General features: G+C 26.2%; 16 protein-coding genes. 12 read left to right on the top strand and 4 right to left on the bottom strand.

Annotation, left to right across the window (positions count from 1 at the left end):
- The first annotated feature begins 394 nt into the window (after window positions 1-394).
- The 3 genes from QIA00_RS01610 to QIA00_RS01600 are packed head-to-tail and all read left to right on the top strand — an operon-like array spanning window position 395 to window position 5,285.
- Window positions 395-1,291 carry a 1-acyl-sn-glycerol-3-phosphate acyltransferase gene (locus QIA00_RS01610; protein ID WP_316257092.1) on the top strand — a complete coding sequence of 299 codons (897 nt, stop codon included), beginning with the start codon at window positions 395-397 and terminating at the stop codon, window positions 1,289-1,291.
- A 20-nt stretch (window positions 1,292-1,311) separates the two neighbouring features.
- The gene (gene flcA, locus QIA00_RS01605) at window positions 1,312-4,125 is read left to right on the top strand and encodes a periplasmic flagellar collar protein FlcA (protein WP_316257091.1); all 2,814 of its coding nucleotides are present in this window, start codon (window positions 1,312-1,314) and stop codon (window positions 4,123-4,125) included.
- A gap of 50 nt (window positions 4,126-4,175) precedes the next feature.
- Window positions 4,176-5,285, top strand: coding sequence for a VWA domain-containing protein (locus tag QIA00_RS01600; RefSeq protein WP_316257090.1), 1,110 nt, complete (start codon window positions 4,176-4,178; stop codon window positions 5,283-5,285).
- A 21-nt stretch (window positions 5,286-5,306) separates the two neighbouring features.
- Here QIA00_RS01600 and bamD read toward each other — a convergent pair whose 3' ends face one another.
- Window positions 5,307-5,666 (bottom strand): outer membrane protein assembly factor BamD, encoded by a 360-nt coding sequence (gene bamD, locus QIA00_RS01595; protein ID WP_316257089.1) that lies wholly within the window; start codon window positions 5,664-5,666, stop codon window positions 5,307-5,309.
- 95 nt (window positions 5,667-5,761) lie between these two features.
- A complete protein-coding gene (locus QIA00_RS01590; protein ID WP_316257088.1) occupies window positions 5,762-6,898 on the bottom strand; it encodes a LysM peptidoglycan-binding domain-containing protein in 1,137 nt (378 codons plus the stop codon).
- 273 nt (window positions 6,899-7,171) lie between these two features.
- On the opposite strand from QIA00_RS01590, the gene QIA00_RS01585 reads away from it, so the two are divergent.
- The 5 genes from QIA00_RS01585 to QIA00_RS01565 all read left to right on the top strand — a co-directional run bounded on the left by QIA00_RS01585 (window position 7,172) and on the right by QIA00_RS01565 (window position 12,889).
- Window positions 7,172-8,230, top strand: a complete 1,059-nt coding sequence (locus QIA00_RS01585; RefSeq protein WP_316257086.1) for a hypothetical protein — start codon at window positions 7,172-7,174, stop codon at window positions 8,228-8,230.
- Window positions 8,231-8,640: 410 nt separating this feature from the next.
- Entirely contained in the window at window positions 8,641-9,693 is a 1,053-nt protein-coding gene (locus QIA00_RS01580; protein WP_316257085.1) for a BMP family ABC transporter substrate-binding protein, read from the top strand.
- The gene (locus QIA00_RS01575) at window positions 9,693-11,153 is read left to right on the top strand and encodes an ATP-binding cassette domain-containing protein (protein ID WP_316257083.1); all 1,461 of its coding nucleotides are present in this window, start codon (window positions 9,693-9,695) and stop codon (window positions 11,151-11,153) included. Before QIA00_RS01580 ends, QIA00_RS01575 begins: the two co-directional genes overlap by 1 nt.
- Window positions 11,150-12,082, top strand: coding sequence for an ABC transporter permease (locus tag QIA00_RS01570; RefSeq protein WP_316257081.1), 933 nt, complete (start codon window positions 11,150-11,152; stop codon window positions 12,080-12,082). The genes QIA00_RS01575 and QIA00_RS01570 overlap by 4 nt, the downstream gene beginning before the upstream one ends.
- Window positions 12,083-12,889, top strand: a complete 807-nt coding sequence (locus QIA00_RS01565; RefSeq protein ID WP_316257079.1) for an ABC transporter permease — start codon at window positions 12,083-12,085, stop codon at window positions 12,887-12,889.
- A gap of 1 nt (window position 12,890) precedes the next feature.
- On the opposite strand, the gene QIA00_RS01560 is transcribed toward QIA00_RS01565, so the two are convergent.
- Both QIA00_RS01560 and QIA00_RS01555 read right to left on the bottom strand, forming a co-directional pair.
- Complete coding sequence (locus tag QIA00_RS01560) at window positions 12,891-13,577, bottom strand: tetratricopeptide repeat protein (protein WP_316257077.1); 687 nt, start codon at window positions 13,575-13,577, stop codon at window positions 12,891-12,893.
- The gene (locus QIA00_RS01555; protein WP_316257076.1) at window positions 13,577-14,620 is read right to left on the bottom strand and encodes a polyprenyl synthetase family protein; all 1,044 of its coding nucleotides are present in this window, start codon (window positions 14,618-14,620) and stop codon (window positions 13,577-13,579) included. Before QIA00_RS01555 ends, QIA00_RS01560 begins: the two co-directional genes overlap by 1 nt.
- A gap of 50 nt (window positions 14,621-14,670) precedes the next feature.
- On the opposite strand from QIA00_RS01555, the gene QIA00_RS01550 reads away from it, so the two are divergent.
- The 4 genes from QIA00_RS01550 to QIA00_RS01535 all read left to right on the top strand — a co-directional run bounded on the left by QIA00_RS01550 (window position 14,671) and on the right by QIA00_RS01535 (window position 17,725).
- A complete protein-coding gene (locus tag QIA00_RS01550; protein WP_316257075.1) occupies window positions 14,671-15,249 on the top strand; it encodes an SAM-dependent methyltransferase in 579 nt (192 codons plus the stop codon).
- Between the two features lie 43 nt (window positions 15,250-15,292).
- On the top strand, window positions 15,293-15,823 hold the full coding sequence (locus tag QIA00_RS01545) for a chemotaxis protein CheW (RefSeq protein ID WP_316257073.1): 531 nt from the start codon (window positions 15,293-15,295) through the stop codon (window positions 15,821-15,823).
- On the top strand, window positions 15,813-16,652 hold the full coding sequence (locus QIA00_RS01540) for an NAD(+)/NADH kinase (protein ID WP_316257071.1): 840 nt from the start codon (window positions 15,813-15,815) through the stop codon (window positions 16,650-16,652). Before QIA00_RS01545 ends, QIA00_RS01540 begins: the two co-directional genes overlap by 11 nt.
- A gap of 314 nt (window positions 16,653-16,966) precedes the next feature.
- Window positions 16,967-17,725, top strand: coding sequence for a hypothetical protein (locus QIA00_RS01535; protein ID WP_316257069.1), 759 nt, complete (start codon window positions 16,967-16,969; stop codon window positions 17,723-17,725).
- Window positions 17,726-17,733: the final 8 nt, after the last annotated feature.

Genomic DNA, 17,733 nt, shown 5'->3' with positions numbered 1-17,733 from the left:
TTTCAATATATTTATATATTTTTTGTTCTCATTCTTTATTGATTTTTTAATAAGTTTTAATAAATGATTATTTGTTTTGTTTTAATTTTAAATATGTATGCCTCCTAGTACTTTAATTTATTTTGTATTTAAATTTTACTTTAATTTTTATAATAAAAAAAGTCTAATAACTTAAATACTTTTTAGTATTATTTGTCTATTGCTGTAAGCTAAAATTTTACTTTAATTTGTATAGCAAATAAGGTATAATTGTGTGAAATGTTTTCAAAAATGTATGCTTGTTTAATATTAGTTATATATTTCTAGTTTTATGGAGTTTTTTGTCTTGAGTAAATAAAATAATGTAACTAACGGTTAAGTGGCAACATAGAATGCTTTAAAGGGTGCTGGTTTTATGTTTGTACAAAATGAAAGTTTTGAAAAATATTTTAAAGACATGGAAAGCGACTTTGTAAGTCAATTTAAGTCTGTTGAAAATGTTAATTATTTGGATAAGTCTTATCGAAATGCAGATTCTAATAGTAGAAGATTGGCAGATAGAATGATAGAGAGACTTCTTAAGAGTGGATCTACCATTATTGGTATGCAAAATATTTTAGAACTTTACCAAAAGACTAAATCCGGTAAATCTTCAATTATATTAATGGAGCATTATAGTAATTTTGATTTTCCTTGTTTTCAATTTCTACTTTACAAAATGGGTTATCATGATATTGCAGATCATATTATCCCAATAGCTGGAGTTAAGCTTTTTAGAGATAATTTATTTGTTAAGACCCTTTCTTTGGGGTACAATGCAATATTGGTGTATCCACCGCACGCATTTGTTGGGGTTGGTTTAGAACATGCTAGGCAAAGGCGTGTTTTTAATTCTAATTCTATGAAGTATATTTATGAAAAGAAAAATAGTGGGTATATCATACTTATTTTTCCTACTGCTACTAGGTATAGAAAAGGAAGACCTGAAACAAAAAAAATAATTTTAGAAATTGGTAATTATTTTAAAATTTTTGATTATTATTTAATGATTGGAGTCAATGGAAATGTTTTAGAAGTTTCTGAGGATGGAGACATGTCTCACGATGTTTTTAAAAGAGATTCTCTTATATATAATGCTGACAAGGTTATAAGTATTCCTGAGTATAGGGATAAAATTTTAAACACCTTGAAAGATTCTCAGACAGAGATTACAAAGGAAGCTTTGGGTTTAAAAATAGCTGAAGATTTAGGAAATCGCTTTAATGTTCTTCATGCAGAAGGTCATAAATTTTATAAAAAAAGCTTTTTATGAGCTAGGAATTTGATTACAATATGCCTGATTTAGATAAGATAATACAGTTTAAAAGAGAAATATTAGATAATCTTTCTAATGAAAGATTATCTAAAGAATCTTTTGGGGTGAGTATGGATGTTAAGCTTCCTGAGCCTGGAGAGAGTATTGTTCCTTGGATAGGTGAAGATCTTGCTTTAGAGGAAAATGATGATGAACTTGATTTAAATTTTATGCTTGATGCTCTTGAGAGTGAGGATAAATTGCCTTATTCTGACATTTTTAGTGATAATTTACCTTTAAGTGGTTCTGACTTGAGGGTTGATATGGACTCAGATCTTTCAACTTTAAATAATGATTTTGACGTTTCTTCTAGTGATTCTTTTGAGAATAATATTGACAAAGTTCTTGATGATAATTCTATTGATTTAGAATTTGCTTCTAAGCTTGATTTTGATAATTTAATCAATTCCTCAGAACTTAATTCTGAGGAATTGATTAACAATCAAAGCAATAATAATTTTTTTAAAGCCAACAATGATTCTTCTGTTTCGGGGGATGATAATTTTTTGCAATCTAGTGAATTTAATAAATTGAATGAATTTAGTATTGGTAATGCGGCAAATGGTGAAAACCAAACAGACGAACAATCAGAGATGTTTGCTGGAGATGGCTTAAATTTAAGTGCCGATGAGGATGATTTTGAAAATGTTGCAGATGATTTTAAATTTTTAGAATATGATCAAAATGCAAATTTTAAACGTTTCGAACTTAAGGTTAATTATCCATTATTTTTAAAACATTTAAATTCCTATCCTAGAAATTTAAGAATTGCAATTGCTGAGGCTTTAACTAAGGAGAATGTTTCAAGGTTTAAACTTGAAGCGTTAATTGATCTTGTTGAAAAAAATAAAAAAAGGTTGAAATTTATTGCTAAATTTGTAGGAGATATTGTTGGTCGATCTATTAAATTGCCTGTAATTTATTTTAAGGCGGAAGAATATAGTAAGCTTCAGCAAAAATTGAGCTATAGAGTTTCAAGGGCTTTACTACCTTTAATAAAAATAGCTTCTCTTTTTGTTGTTTTAGTTTTAGTTTCTTTGTATCTTATAGTAGATGTAATATTTTTTTATGTTGCCTCTGAGAGCAAGTATAAAGAGGGTATAGAATCTATATACGCAAATAAAAGAGATCTTGCAAAAGCTATCTTTAGGGATGCTTATTATATTAGGCCTAATGATAAATGGTTTGTTAATTATGCTAAGGCGTTTGAAGACGTTAGAGATTTTGATAGTGCTGAAGAGAAGTATGAGGAATTGTTTACGATTGAGCCTTTTTCTAAAAATTCTACAAGTAGAAGGCGAAAAAAGTTTAATAAAGAAGGATATATTTCGTACGCTTCTATGAAAATTAATCTTGGAGAGCACTCTGAGGCTAATTCAATACTTGATGAGGTTATATCTTATGATCTTTATGATTATGATGCTTTAGTATTAAAGGGAGATAATTATTTTAAATGGGCTAAGACAAATTCTAATTACTATAAAGATAGTATTAATAGCTATACAGTTGTGCTTTCTAAATATGGGCAAAAAAAGGAAATTTTATTTAAACTTTTTAATGCTTATATTGAAGCTAATTTAGATACCGAGTCTGACAATGTTAATAATTTTATTAAGTCAAATGAAATTTTAGATATTGATGAAATTGTTTACACAAAATATGCTAAAAAGCTTGTAGACAAGTATATTTCTTTTGTGACTTATAATCAAAGAGCAAATAATCTTGCTATAAATTTAAATTATCTTAATGGGCAAACAAATTTATTAAATAAGGAATTTTCTAATTTTAAAAGAAATGATGGCAGAACTATTTTTAAGCTTGACAATAATGTTAATATGAATTCAGAGATTGAATACATTCTCAGAAAAATATTAAATAAAAATCCCAATTACGACAAGGCACTTTTTGAAAGTGGAAGATATTCGTATTACGTAGGAGATTTTAAAAAGGCCGAAGTTTATCTGCTTAAAGCGTTAAATAGTTTTAGGCATAAAAATTCAATTGAAGATGCTGGAGACAAGATATTGGCTTATAAAATTTTAGCAGATATTTATGAAAAATCTCGAGATTCTCTTAGGGCTAGCAATATTATTGGCTTAGCCTTGAGTGATTATTCTTTTTATAAAAAACACAATCTTATAAAAGGATCTAAGGAAATTTCTTCAATTTATGAAAAGCAAGGTGATATTCTTAGATCTTTGAATGATTTTAAGTCTGCGATATCTTCTTACAAATTAGCAATAAATGAAGGCGTTGATTATCCAGATGTTTACTATAAAGTTGGACTGCTTAGTTACAAGGAAAATAATTATAATGATGCATTGAAATATTTATTTAAAGTAGAGAGCATGGCGGGGTTTTCAAGTAGTAACGAAGTTTTAAATTCTATTGCCCTAACTCTTTATAAAATGGGCGATTTTTTAGCCTCTAGGAGCTATTATTTAAGAGTTATGCAAAATTTAGAACTAGAGAAGGCCAATGTTTTGAATTTTAATCCCAAAGAAAATGATTATCATAAAACTCTTTTATTAAAAGAAATTGAGACTTATAATAATCTTGGGGTTGTAGAAGTAATGGCTTCTTTTTCATCAATAAGGGATACTAAGCTTTTTAATTCTGGAGTTAGCAATTTAAGCGAATCAGCCAAGATTTTTGATATATTAAATAGGGATGAAGATATGGTAAAAAGCGTTAAAAAAGATCTTGCCAGTTTAAATCTCAGAAATATTTTTAAGAATAGTTTTTCTAAATCAAATGTTTTATTTTATGAAAATTTATCTGAAAAACTTTAATTATAGATCTTATTGATTGTTTTTGAGTTATTTATGAGGGCGGTTTCCTTATGAAGAAAATTTTTTTGTTTTTTTTTATTGGTTTTTATTTGTTTGGGTTTGAAGATAATTCTTTAAAAATAGGGATTGATGATGTTTATGTTGAGGCTCATGAAGAGGGATTTCATCTTTTTATTAGAAAAAAACCTGCGATCAAGTCAGTAATATTGACAGAGTCTTTTGAAATTCCTGATAAGAAAAAAGATGTAGCCACTTATTCATTTCGCACATTAAGCTATAATAAGATTAATGGAGATGAAATTCGGATTTTAAATGGAAGAGTTATTAAGAATAAAGAACTTTTATCATTGACATCTTCTACCCCTGTTCCTAATAAAAAGTTTGGAGAAGCTTTTCATATATTGATTCCAAAAAAATTAAAATATGGATTTCCGAATTTTTCAACAAGAAGTGGTGAGATTGACTTAGAAATATTAAAAAACAAAAAAGAACCCTTTTGGTTTTCTATAAGATCTTTTGAGAAAAAATATAATGATTATATGGGCAGATATCAAGACAATGCTTATGAACTGCTTTTCAAAGATGATCAAAATCAGAGAAAAATTGAATTTAATGAATTAAAGGATACTTTTACAAAATTTTCAGATGAGGTTGTTATTGCTAATAATGGCATTGATATTGTTGATAAAATAAACAAAATTTTAAAAAACTCAGAAGATCCGGTTTATGATTTAGATTTAGTGCTTGTTGTTGATGTTACTGATAGTATGAAAAGCAATATTGAGATTCTAAAAGAACATTTATTTTCAATAATAGAGCCTCAACTTCAAAAATTTAAATCCTATAGAATAGGTCTTGTTTTTTATAAAGACTATCTTGAAGATTTTTTAACCAAAGCTTTTGATTTTAATACTATTCCTTATTTAAATAATATTCTTAAGTATGTTAATGTTGGTGGCGGTGGGGATTATCCAGAAGCTGTGTTTGAGGGGATTGATGCTGCTGTGACCCAGTTTGATTGGCGAGCAGAAAGAAGATTTATTATTGTTATAGGAGATGCTCCTCCTCATGAGTATCCAAGAGGGTCTATTGTTTATAAAGATGTTATTAATTCTGCAAAGGAAAAAGATATTACAATTTATGGAATAATATTCCAGTAAAAATTTTTATTTCTTAAATTATTATTTTTTATTATTTTCTATTTTATTTAATATTTTTTTAGCTAAAGGTTTAATCCATTTAGGCATTTCAAGATTATTTTCTATTAACTCTTCAAAGATTTTTTTTGCTTTTTCTGTTTTGTTTATTGTATAGTATATGAATGCAATTTCATATTTACCAGTAGCAACTATATTTGGATTGTTAGCGAAATTTTGAATCATTTTTTCGTATGCTTTTAAAGCAGAGTTATAGTCATTGACATTGACAGCTTTTTGAGCTTCTCTAAGATAAACCCCATAAGGGGTTTCTTTTGTTAATTTTTCTAAGTTAATCGTGTAGCAGGAAATAAATATTAAGTTTAGTAGTATTAGCTTTTTCATTTTTTGTCTCTTTTAGATTGTTTTTATTATTTAATTTTATTAGATATAAAATAAGAAAGCAAGGTTTAGAAGCCTTGCTTTATGATTGTTTTTGCTTATTTGGCAGGAATTATTATCTTCCATTTAGAATGAATTAGATCTGGATTTTGTATTTTTTGTCTGTTGGCAAACCAAATTTTTGGCCATAAGTAAGGATCGTTGTATAATTTTTTTGAAATTCCCCATAAGGTATTGCCTATTTTTATTACATAAAGCTCACTGCTTGCATTGCTTTGATAAGCTTTAAGGTATCTTGCAGATTCTAAAAATAATTCATTGGCAAGTCTAAAGTTTTTTACATTTTTAGCCTCAACCCCTTTTTCCCACAATGTTCTAGATCGTTCAATAAGTTCTAGTGTTTTGAATTGTTCTTGAGGTTTGGAGTTTTTTGCTATTTCTACCTTTTCTTCGTATGCAAGTACTATTGGGATTAAAGTTTCTGCTTTTCCAAGAAGATAAGTGCCTTTATTGGTATTTAAAAGGTTTAAGTGATCGTTTCTTTCTTTAATGAATGCTCTACCATTCCATGGAGATGGCTTTATAAGCTTATTATTGCTATAAATTGGTAAGTTAGAAGCCGCTTCAAGCGCTTTTAATTGTTTGTACATTCTCTCGTCAGTTTCTTTTAAAGCTTTAGCTTCTTTGGCATTTTTTGCTGCTTGTTGTGCTCTGTTAAAGGCCTTACTATACATGTCAAGGGCATTGTCAAGATCGTAATTTTTATATTTTCTTGTTGCTTCAAAATACAAGCTATTTACTTCGTCGATTTCCAAAGGAATCCATATATATGCTTCATTTGCTTCTGCATCGTTTAGATACTTTTCAATATTTTCTTTAAGGTAGTTTGTTTTTTCTTTTTTTTCCCTTGTTTCTTTTATTATTGTTTTGTATCTTTCAAGTACTTTTAGCGCAATTTCATTTCCCTCTATTGCTTTTTTTTTAGAAAAACTTTGTTTCATTGCTTCTTCTAATCTTTCAGCTTCGTTAAACTCTTTGGAATAAAAAAGATGTCCCCGCTCTCTTATTAGTTCATTTTTAATGTTTTTTATATCTCTTAATTGAAAATTTTTATTATCTGGTTGTGCAATTTTAGCATTTTTACTCTCTCTTGATTCTGGAGGCGTTTTGCATGCGATAAAAGAGATTGCTACTACAATTCGCAGCAGCGGTATTAATTTATTCTTTATATTCATAAATACACCCTTCTAATAACTTGGCTTCTATTATCTTTAAAGTAAGAATCTTTAAATATTAAAGTTCTTACTTTAACTATTTTTATTATTATAGCAATTATAGTATGTCAATAAAAACTTAATATTTTTAATTCTTAAATTAAATTATACTTCTTTTTCATCATTGTTCAAAGTATAATAAATTTATATAAAACAAGGTATAATTAAATTTATGAGTTTTTCAAAGATCAGGAGAACTATATTTTTAGAATATATCATTTTATCCTTTTGATATTGCTTTCAAGTAGAGCTTTATTTTCTCAAGTGGCAGTTGTAAAAGAAATAGAAGGTAAAGTTAGTGTTGTTAGAAATACATTTCCTGTTAAGTTGGGTTTAGATGACGAAATTTTTGAATATGATTTTATTGAGGTTGGAGAAAATTCAAAGCTTAAAATAAATTTATATGAAATAAATGGTATTTCTGCAGATTTAATTTTTTATTCCAATACAAATAGTTTTGTGTTTTATTCTTCTCTTAAAGATTTGCAAGATGCAAAAGTATATTTATTTAGAGGGAGTGTTGATGCTATAATTCATAACATTGTTAAAGGATCTTCATTTTCTGTTATAATAGATGAAAATCTGTTTAAAGCCGAAAATACTTCAAAATTTTATGTCAATAGCGATTATTTTAATAATTGTTTTATTAATGTTTACAAGGGTAGCGTCAGGCACATTAATAAAGCTGAATATTTAATTTCTCCAAATACCAGTCTTTTGCTTTTTAATGGAAATTCTTTTTTATACAAAGTTAATGAGGGCACTTTAAAGGGTGTTAATCAAAATTTTATAAGGATGGCTAAAGATAATTTTATGTCTTTAAATAAAAGGTTTTTATATTTTTTTATTTTAAAATATATTGAAGATAGTTTTAGATTCAACTTTATGTATAATTATTTAATGAAAGATTTTAAATTTAATTCTATATATTCAAAGTGGAGTCTGGAAGATAAAAATTATAAGATTGGTAACAGGGTTGATATGATTAAAAATGTTAATTATTTAAAGGGTAGAATCGGAGTGCTTTTTAATAATTTTGTTGATTTGGCTAATAGGTTTTATTTTGTGGATGATGTTTTGAAATATTTTTCTAATTTTTTCGATAATTCAACACCTGTTAACGGGCCTATTTCAAAATTTTTAAAAGATTACAAAGCTAATAAAAATTTTTTAAAAAATAAATTTTTTAAAACAATCCATTCTATAAAGATGTATTTAAGACGCTCAAATGATGATATTACTAGCAATTTAAATGTTAATGAATTGTATTTATTGCGTCCTAGAGAGTTTTGATTTTTATATATTTAGCTTTATGTTAAAGTTATTTGTTAGATGACATGATATATTTTTTGAAAATTCAAATAGAAAAAATTAACATATTTGTTTTTATCAGCTATTTCAAACTATTAATATCGAGCATTATTAAAATAATAAAAAATTTTAAAATTTTATTATTTTATTCAACGGAATTTAAAATTCACATTCATAATTTGCTTAATATTTTATTAAATTTAGGTTCAGAATTTTTTGCCAAAATTGTATCATAAGGGGAAAAAATGTATTCTTCAGTTGTTAGGATAATTAATTTTTTAATTAGTTTTGGTGGTTTTATTTTTTATAGCTTGTTATTGATCTTTTTTTATTTGACTTTTATGGCATTAAATGGAATTTAATAATAATTAATAAAAGGATGTTTTATTTTTATGAATAGAAATGTGTTTTTTAAAGGGTTTTGGATTTTATTGACGATATTTCATTTATATTTATTTGTTTATTTAATTTTTTTCAAGAAGCGAAAGGTTGATATTTCTAATAAAACTAATATTGCTTTATTTATTCCAGGGATTATTTCAGGATCTCCATCTTATAAAGAAATGTATGATTCTTTGTTTGAATTTAAAAAAAAGCATGAAAATCTTGAAATTAAAGTTTTAGAGGCTGGATTTAATCAAAGCGAGTGGATAGAAATGCTTGAAAAACTATTAACCTCAAAAAAATATGATTTTTTAATAACTACAAATAATGCTATGCAAGACATTGTCGATAATGTTTCAAGTAATTATCCTCATACCAGGTTTCTCATTTTTGATTCTTTGGTTAAAAACACTAACAAGCAAGTTTATTCAGTTTCTTATAATGTTGCAGAAGAGGCTTATATTTTAGGGTATTATGTAGGTCTTTTTTTAAAGGAATTTATTAAATCTGGCTTTGGGAATGCTGCTTTGATTGCGGGTCAAAATTATCCTGTTATGAGTGATTATATTTATCGTTATTTCAAAAAAGGAATTCTTGATACTGGCATGAGATCTGAAGTTTATTATCGAGTTTTGGGCAATTGGCATGATAGCAATTTGGCTAAATTGTTATCAGACTCTTTGATTAAAGATTCTGGGGCTTTGGTAATACTTCCTATTGTGGGATCTGCTGTTGAAGGAGTGCTTTCCTCTGTTAGAGAGAATAATGTCTCTGCGGTTCTATTTGATAGCGAAGATTATTTGGATAATAAAGAAAATATTATTGGTTCAGGAATTACAAATCAAAAATATTATGTTTCATATATTTTAGATAAGGCTCTTAAGTCAGAGATTAACTATGGAAATTCTGATATTTTTGGCATAAAACATAAAGGAGTTTTGTTTAATATTACAAATGTTTTTTATTTGGAGCGAACCAGTCAAAAGTTAAAAGAAGATCTTTTAAAGAAAATAGAAGAGGTTAGTGAAAATGGTATAAAAATTAATTTGGAACAAAATTAATGGTAGAGTTTAAAAATATAGTTAAGTATTTTCCAGATATTGATAAGCCTATTTTGGACAGTATTAATTTAAAAATTGGAGAAGTTAAAATTTTTACAGTATTTGGTAAAAATGGAGAAGGAAAAAGCACCCTAGCCAAGATTATTGCTGGACTTATTGATTTTGATGATGGTGAAATATTGGTAAATGGCATTAAGCAAAAAACTTGGAATGTAGATAAGGCTAAAAATAATGGTATTTATCTTGTTTCTCAAGTGCCTAATTTGAAAATGAATTTAAGAGTATGGGAATATTTGAGTATATATTGGTTTGGTTATGCATTTTTCATGCCAATGAATAAGTCTAAGACCTATAAATATTATAAATGGCTTATGCAATTTTATAATATTTCTTTTGATTTAGATAAGAAAATTAAAGATTTAAATATTAAAGAGATTTATTTTTTGCTTATTATTGCTTCTCTTAAAGAGAATGCAAAAATAATTATTTTTGACGAGAGTGCTGCTTATTTTTCTCAAAAAGAAGCGCAAGCTTTTATAAAATTGCTTGTATTGCTTAAGAAATCAGGAATCGCGTCTCTTTTTATTACCCATAGCGAGATCACAGATGCTGTAAAATTTAGTGATGAGTTTATTGTTTTAAAAGATGGAAAGTGTTTTAGAACGATAAACAAAGAGTCGATTTTGAGCAGGCTTGAATCTTCTAGTGATAAAATGTTTTTGGTAAATATTAATTTTAATAAATTTGAAAAAGATCCGATTAAATTTAATCTATTTTTCGAAGATTTTTGGAAATATGATGTTAGTTTTTCTTTAAATAAAAGGGGTGTTTTAGGAATAATTGGTGAAGAAGCTGTAATTAAAACTTGGGAAAAATTATTTTTAGGAGAACTTATTTTTGTTGGGTGCATAAAAATTGATGGCATTAGATATGAGCGGATAAATATTTTTGAGTGTAAAGCTGGATTTTTGCCTTTAGGTATTGGCAATTTATTCCCAGATAATAGTAGTATATTAGATAATTTTTTGGCTAAATTTATGAATTTTGAAAATAAAATTTTTATTAGACAATCTTACATTAATAGAATTAAAGATTTTTTTAAAAAAAAAATGGAATTATATAGCGAAGAGAAAATATATAGAATTCTTTATTCCAAATCTTTGGCATTTTCTGGAGGAACTTTGAAAAAGTTTGCTCTTTACAGAGAAATGTATATTGCAAAAAGTTTTTTAATTTGTTTTTCTCCTTTGAGCAATTTAGATCACAAAGCTTATAATGAAATGTCTGTTGCTATTCGTAATTATTCAAAAGAAAAGCCAGTTCTTTTGATCACTTCCAATTTAGATGAATTGTTTTTGCTCTCCGATAACATTTTAGCAATGAAAATGGGAGAAGTTTTATTGAACGTATCTAGAGAAGAAATTAGTAAAGAAAAATTAAAGGAATTACTATTTTTATGACCTTTTTTAGAAATAGCTTTATGGCATTAATTTTTTCTTTTTCAATATTAAGTATTAGCTATTTTTTCGGCGATTTTTTTCAATTTTCTTATATTAAGATGATATCTTGGCGTTTCATTTTATTTTTGATCATGGCTACGGGTATTGCCACTTGTGCTAAGAGTAATTCATTAAATCTTGGAAACGAAGGGCAGGTTTATTTTGGGGCATTTTTCGTTTATATATTTTCAAGTTTTTTTGGATTGACCTATTTTAATTTTATATTTTTGATATTTTTAAGTTCTTTTTTTGTAGGACTTTTGGGGCTTATTCCCTTTTTTATTACTTTTTTCTTTGGATTAAATAAAGCCCTAACAGGTCTTTTAATATCTTATGGAAATCAAAGATTGGTAGATGGATTTATTTTAAATATGTTAAAAACAGGTAGTTTTTCTAATCAGACAAAAAGGATCAATAGTTTATTTACTTTAAATTCATCACTTATTTACTTGTTTTTATTTGGTGTATCAGTTTGGATTTTTTATGTTTTTATGCACAAAAAAACTATTTATGGGCTTCAGCTTGAAATATTAAGCAATAAAAAAAAGATAGATATTTTTTTTAATATAGATGAATTTAAATATAAGTTTTTTGCTGTATTTGGCAGTGCTTTTTTAAATGGTCTTGCGGGTTCTATGTTTGTAGTGTTTTTTAAACCCTATTTGGTTTTAGGGCTAACTTCAGGGCTTGGTTGGAGTAGTCTAATTGTTGCTGTAATTTCAGGATTTAATTATGTTTATGTATTATTTTTTAGTCTATTGTTTGCAATATTAATTGAATTTAATAATTTTCTTAATATAAATTATGACTTTAAGTATGAATTTATTGGACTTTGTCAATCTATTGCTATTTTTATCTCTTTATTTTTGATTAAAGCTAGGAAAAAGTAGATGTTTGGTATTTTTGAGCAGGCTATTGTATTTTCGTATTTAGCACTTGGAGTTCTTTATACAGAGAAAATAGGATTTTTAAATGTGTCTATTGAGGGTATTTCGTATCTTTCAATATTTTTAACATCTTTTTTCATCTATTTGGGATATGGAATTTTTATCTCAACTATTTTCACTCTTTTTATTAGCTTTTTGTTTGGGTTTTTCTTATCTTTTGTAGTAAAGAAAAATTATGATATTTTTATAGCAGGAATAGGTATTAATATTTTTTGTTATTTTTTTGTTGATTATTTAATGAAGAGTAATTTTAATTTTATTCCCGGTTTTACTTTAAATTTATCTGGAAATTTTGAGATTTTTGTTTTTATTGCTATTTTTTTCATTTTTTTATTTATAACTGTTTATATTATAAGTTATTCAAGAATTAGGGCAGTGTTTGAATTTATCTCTTCGGGAAATTATGAAGACATTTTGGGTGAGAAAATAAGCAATTATTTTAAATCTTTTGCAATTTTTGTATCAATTTTCACAGCAAGTCTTGCTGGCTCATTTATTGCAATAAGTCTTAATGCTTACTCTTATAATTTAGGATTAAACAATGGTTGGCTTGCTATTTGCATTCTTTATATTGCATTTTCAAATCCTTTATTAATTTTCCCAATTTCTTTTTTGATAGTGTTTTTTGAATATCAATTTTTTCGCACTCAAGAGTATATAAATTCTTATTTTTCTCTTTCTTTTCAATTTTATGTAGCAATAATAATAAATATATTGGTTTCGTTGATTAAGAGAAAAGATAGATCTTAGTTTAAGTTCTACAAGCTGTGTTTTGAATTGTTTTTAGAGTGTTGATTTGTAGATATAGTTCTTCTAGTTTTTTTCTATTAAAATGATAGAAGGGTATTTGTTTTATTATTTCTAGATTATTTAAAAAAATTATAAACAATGTGTCGTCATTGAGTGCTAATTGAAACGTTGATGATAATATTGTATTAAATGCTGCATTTTCATTGTTTATAAAATGATAAATGCTTTTTTTAAAAAGGGCATCAATTGCTATAAATATGTTTTCTTCGAACAATTCTTTGCCGCTTTGGAAAAATTTAATTATATAGTCCATTGAATTCTCAACTTCTCCTATTAAAAAGTATGCCCAAGAGATATCTAAAAAGTTCTTTTTATCTTTAAAGTCTATTATTTTTAAGTAATCTTGAGATTTAATAATTGCTTTTTTCCAGTTTTTATTTAAATATTCTAATTCTGAGAGCAAAAGATGAGCATCAGCTTGATTTTGATCCATGTTAATTATTTTTGTTAGACTTTCTATTGCTTTGTTATATTTTTTTGAATTTTTTAGCAACATTGATTTTTGGTAAAGTTTTTCTATTGTGTATTTGCTTTCTTGTTCATCGAATTTTAATGTTGATATTGTTGTATCAGGGTAAATATTTATTATAAAGCCATAAAAAAGTGCCATTATTGTTATTTTTTTCATTATATTCCTTCTTTTATTTGCTCAATAGTATCTATTAGTAGATTTTTATATCTATTTGTTAGTGGGTATAAATTGAGTTCGTTTTTAAACTCGTTTAAGTATTTTAATGCAATAATAGTTGATTTTTTTATTGATTTTGATGAATTTATCATTTCTGTTAGTTTAAATATTTCTTTTCTTGCTTTAGTAGTTTTGGTATTTTTTATTTGATTAAATTTTGAAATAATTTCTGGTTCAAATTTTTTTTCTTGTAAAAAATAAATTATTGGCAAGCTTTTTTTCCCCTCAAGTAAATCATCTCCGAATTCTTTACCATTAATTTTATTTTTAATGTTTTTAATATCGTCTATTATTTGGAAATAAACACCAAGTTTTAAAAAAGTACTGTAAATTTTTTTAGCTTTGTCTTCATTATTTGTTAGTATTGCGGCTAGAAAGCTAGCCATTCCAAAAAGTGAAGCTGTTTTTAATTCTACCAAAGAGATGTATTCTTTAATGCTTGGGATGTATGACTCATTGTGAAATTTAATATCAATTCCTTGTCCTAGATGGAGATTTGAAAGAGTTGTAAAGAAATTTTCATAAATTAGTAATTTTTGATTTTCTTTTAAATTCGATCTTTCTATTAATTTTGCAGGTAAAAAATAAATTAAATTGCCAGCATTTATACTGTTATCTATTCCATAGATCAAATGTATTGCTGATGCGCCCCGTCTTTTTAGTGAATTGTCTTCAATGTCATCAATAATTAAGCTACCAGAATGAGGAAGTTCAAGCAGTAAGCTTAATTTATATATTAATTTGGTATTTTTTTCTTTTAAACCCAATGCATATGCTAAAAGAATCATTATCATTGGTCTTATTCGTTTTCCGCCTCTATTAACAATTTCAATTGCTGGTGCTTTAATATATTCAAGAGTTTCCTTTTTTATTTTAAAAGTAAATTTTAAATCGTTGTCTTTGAATAAATTTAGAAAATTAGTTGTTAAAAAGATTTTATTAATATTTTTTTCAATATTTTTTAAAAATAGTTTATTTTGCATAATAAGAATTATAATGAAAAAGTATAATAAAGTGTATTAAAGGGATTGATGTGTATCGTTTGGATGATGAGTATTCTAGAAAAGCCAAAAAAGAAGGATATTTGGCAAGGTCTGTATACAAATTAATAGAAATTAATGAAAAATTTTCTTTATTTTCTTATGGCAATGTTTTAGATATTGGTGCATCGCCTGGAAGCTTTTCTCAATATGCTTATAAAAAGCTTGAAAAAGGAGTTTTAGTGTCTGTTGATATTAATGATATTGGTCTTAGATATGTTGATAATTTTTATTTTATAAAGGGAGATATCTTTTCAGATGATACAGTTTTTAAGATTAATACTTTTAAGCCTTATAGTCTTGTAATTAGTGATGTTGCTCCCAAGACTACTGGAAATAGACTTGTAGATACCAGTAATTCTTTTAATTTAAGTATGAGAATAATAGATTTATCGCTTGAAGTTTTACTTAAAAAAGGGAATTTACTTGTTAAAGTTTTTCAGGGAGGAGATGAGATGCAAATTTTTAAAAAGTTTGAAAAATATTTTAAATTTGTAAAAAAAATTAAACCCAAGGCTGTAAGGAAAAATTCTTTTGAAATTTATTTTTTAGGTAAAAGTTTTGGTAAGTAGAAAATTAATCAAATTGTTATAAGCAAATTTAAAGGTATAAAATATGTTTAGAAAAGAAAGTTCTAAAGACATCAAATCACAGCTTCAAGTTGCAGGTTTTAAAATAGGAAAAGAAAGCTATGGAGTCTCAATAGAGCACATTAGAGAAATTATTAAAGTTCCATCAGAAGGAGTTTATGCTATACCAAATGTTCCTGAATATATTATAGGTATTTATAATCTTAGAGGCAGTATTATTCCTTTAATTAATTTGAATATTAAATTTGGAGTTCCTTCTATTTCGATAACAGAAGAAGATATGCTGTTAACAGGATACTTAATAGTTAAGATTAAAAATAAACTCTTAGGTATTTTTGTTGATAGAGTTCTTAAAGTTATTAGCTTTGATGATTCTAGGGTTCAAGAACCCCCTGCTACTTTACAAACTTTAGATAGAAAATATATATCTGGAGTTGTAAAGCTTGACGAGGCCGATAATCTTGAGAGTGAATATTTAGTATTAATTGATATTGCAAAAATTTTTGATAAATGCGAATTTGACAATATTCCCTATAAAGATCAACATGAAGAATAAAGTTCTTCTTTGTATTAATACTTTAAAGTCGGGAGCTAGTATTTTAGGCAATGATGTTAAATTTTATTTAGAAACTAAGTATTTTGTTGAAGTAGTTTTAATAGATGTTGGCAGGCCTTTATTTTCTTTTCCAAAAGAAAATTTTCTTTTTTTGATAACTTTAGGAGGAGATGGTACAGTTCTTTTGGCTGTTAATTTACTTCTTAAAAATGAAAATATTGATATTCCAATCATTTCAATTAATATGGGCAAGGTTGGGTTTTTAGCAGATATTAAGATTGAAGATTTTAAAAAAGTCATAGATAGATTTTTTAACAATTCTTTAGTTATTAATAAAAAATTTTTACTTCATGTAACAATTTTTCAGCGCGGCAAGGATTTAATTTCTAAATATGCTTTAAACGATATTATTATTCGCTCAAGCGTTCTTAATAAAATGATTTATGTAGATCTTATGGTTAATTCTGAAAATTTTTTATCATATAAAAGTGATGGTATAATTGTGTCTACTCCAACAGGTTCAACAGGGTATTCTTTCTCAGCGGGGGGTCCCATTTTAGAAGCAGATCTTGAGGGATTTTTACTTACACCTATTTCTCCGCATTCTGTTTACAATCGTTCTTTTGTGTTCTCTAAATTAAGTAAACTTTCTATTTCTTTTTCAAAGGAATATTTTATAGCACCAGCATCAATTTTTTTGGATGGAATTAATTTTGGTTCTTTCGGGGTTGATGTTGTTTTTGAATTTGAAATTTCTTCTCGAAACTTGAATTTTGTTTCATTTTGTACGGATACTTTTGTTAAGAGATTAAAAAATAAATTATTATAAGTTTAATGTTTTTTAAGCGGTGTTCTTTTTGATAAAAATTTTTCTTGGGTTTTATTTGAATGTTTAATTTGATCTAATCTTTAATAAGGCTAGAGGATTTTCCCTGTTTTAAGACTTGGTAATTTTAAAAATTAGTTAAAATTTTACATAATTTATTATAAGTATTTTAAAGTTTTGTTTATTCACAGAGTTAATGTTTAAAGGGTGTTTTTTATAAATTTATAACTTGCTAAAATATTTAATATGTTTTTTGCTAAAATCAATATATTAGATAGCTGATAAATCATCCTTTTATGAGTTTTAGGCAGGTGTTTATGGATTTAATTGATAATGAAAATTATAAAAAAATAGTATACATTAATAACCTTGTTTTAAGGACTTTAAATGATATAGCGGCTATAAAAGAGACTGGCGAATTTACATCAAATGCTAAACTTTCATTTGATCTTATTGATTTCAATTTAAATGTTTTAAGCTATATTTCTTCTTTAAATTATTTTTATACTAGACCTAGATTGAAAGTAAATTATTCTATAAAAAAAATTTTGTCTGGATTGATTTCTGATTTTAGTTTAGTTATTAGTCCTGTTCTTAGCATTACTCCAAGAGAGTTGATTGAAATGCCTCAGGCTCTTAATTTAAATCCCGAAGAGAGGTTTTTAATTGTTAAAAAATTAGGCTATTTGATTGATTTGGCTAAAATTTTTAGCAAAAAAGATTCTAAAACGCTTGTTTTTCTTGAGGATATGTATCTCAAATTCATTATTTTTTCTAAAAATATTATTGATTTTAGAGATTTTTCTAAAAATTTAAAACTTGAGAGTCCTTATTATAAATTTCAATTTGAACACCTTATTAAAGCGTTAGAGCTTTTAGAAGAAGGAGCTTTTATTTTAAGGGGTAAATATGAAATTAGTGGATCTCGTGAATTTGGACTACATTCTCTTGGTTATCTTGAAGCTGGAAGAGCTTTGGCTACCATAGCCTCTCAAAAAGAAGCTGCTGAAAAATTTTCAAGGTTTCATGGAGTTTGGTCTTCAAAGTTTAGTTCAGATTTAATTAAAGTGAAATAGATAAATTA

Source organism: Borreliella americana (assembly GCF_032595795.2).
Taxonomy (GTDB): Bacteria; Spirochaetota; Spirochaetia; order Borreliales; family Borreliaceae; genus Borreliella; species Borreliella americana.
This window is presented reverse-complemented; position numbering and strand designations above follow the sequence as displayed.

Coding starts and splice junctions, on each gene's coding strand:
- QIA00_RS01610 (WP_316257092.1), top strand. CDS start 395: ATGTTTGTACAAAATGAAAGTTTTGAAAAATATTTTAAAGACATGGAA.
- flcA (WP_316257091.1), top strand. CDS start 1,312: ATGCCTGATTTAGATAAGATAATACAGTTTAAAAGAGAAATATTAGAT.
- QIA00_RS01600 (WP_316257090.1), top strand. CDS start 4,176: ATGAAGAAAATTTTTTTGTTTTTTTTTATTGGTTTTTATTTGTTTGGG.
- bamD (WP_316257089.1), bottom strand. CDS start 5,666: ATGAAAAAGCTAATACTACTAAACTTAATATTTATTTCCTGCTACACG.
- QIA00_RS01590 (WP_316257088.1), bottom strand. CDS start 6,898: ATGAATATAAAGAATAAATTAATACCGCTGCTGCGAATTGTAGTAGCA.
- QIA00_RS01580 (WP_316257085.1), top strand. CDS start 8,641: ATGAATAGAAATGTGTTTTTTAAAGGGTTTTGGATTTTATTGACGATA.
- QIA00_RS01575 (WP_316257083.1), top strand. CDS start 9,693: ATGGTAGAGTTTAAAAATATAGTTAAGTATTTTCCAGATATTGATAAG.
- QIA00_RS01570 (WP_316257081.1), top strand. CDS start 11,150: ATGACCTTTTTTAGAAATAGCTTTATGGCATTAATTTTTTCTTTTTCA.
- QIA00_RS01565 (WP_316257079.1), top strand. CDS start 12,083: ATGTTTGGTATTTTTGAGCAGGCTATTGTATTTTCGTATTTAGCACTT.
- QIA00_RS01560 (WP_316257077.1), bottom strand. CDS start 13,577: ATGAAAAAAATAACAATAATGGCACTTTTTTATGGCTTTATAATAAAT.
- QIA00_RS01555 (WP_316257076.1), bottom strand. CDS start 14,620: ATGCAAAATAAACTATTTTTAAAAAATATTGAAAAAAATATTAATAAA.
- QIA00_RS01545 (WP_316257073.1), top strand. CDS start 15,293: ATGTTTAGAAAAGAAAGTTCTAAAGACATCAAATCACAGCTTCAAGTT.
- QIA00_RS01540 (WP_316257071.1), top strand. CDS start 15,813: ATGAAGAATAAAGTTCTTCTTTGTATTAATACTTTAAAGTCGGGAGCT.
- QIA00_RS01535 (WP_316257069.1), top strand. CDS start 16,967: ATGGATTTAATTGATAATGAAAATTATAAAAAAATAGTATACATTAAT.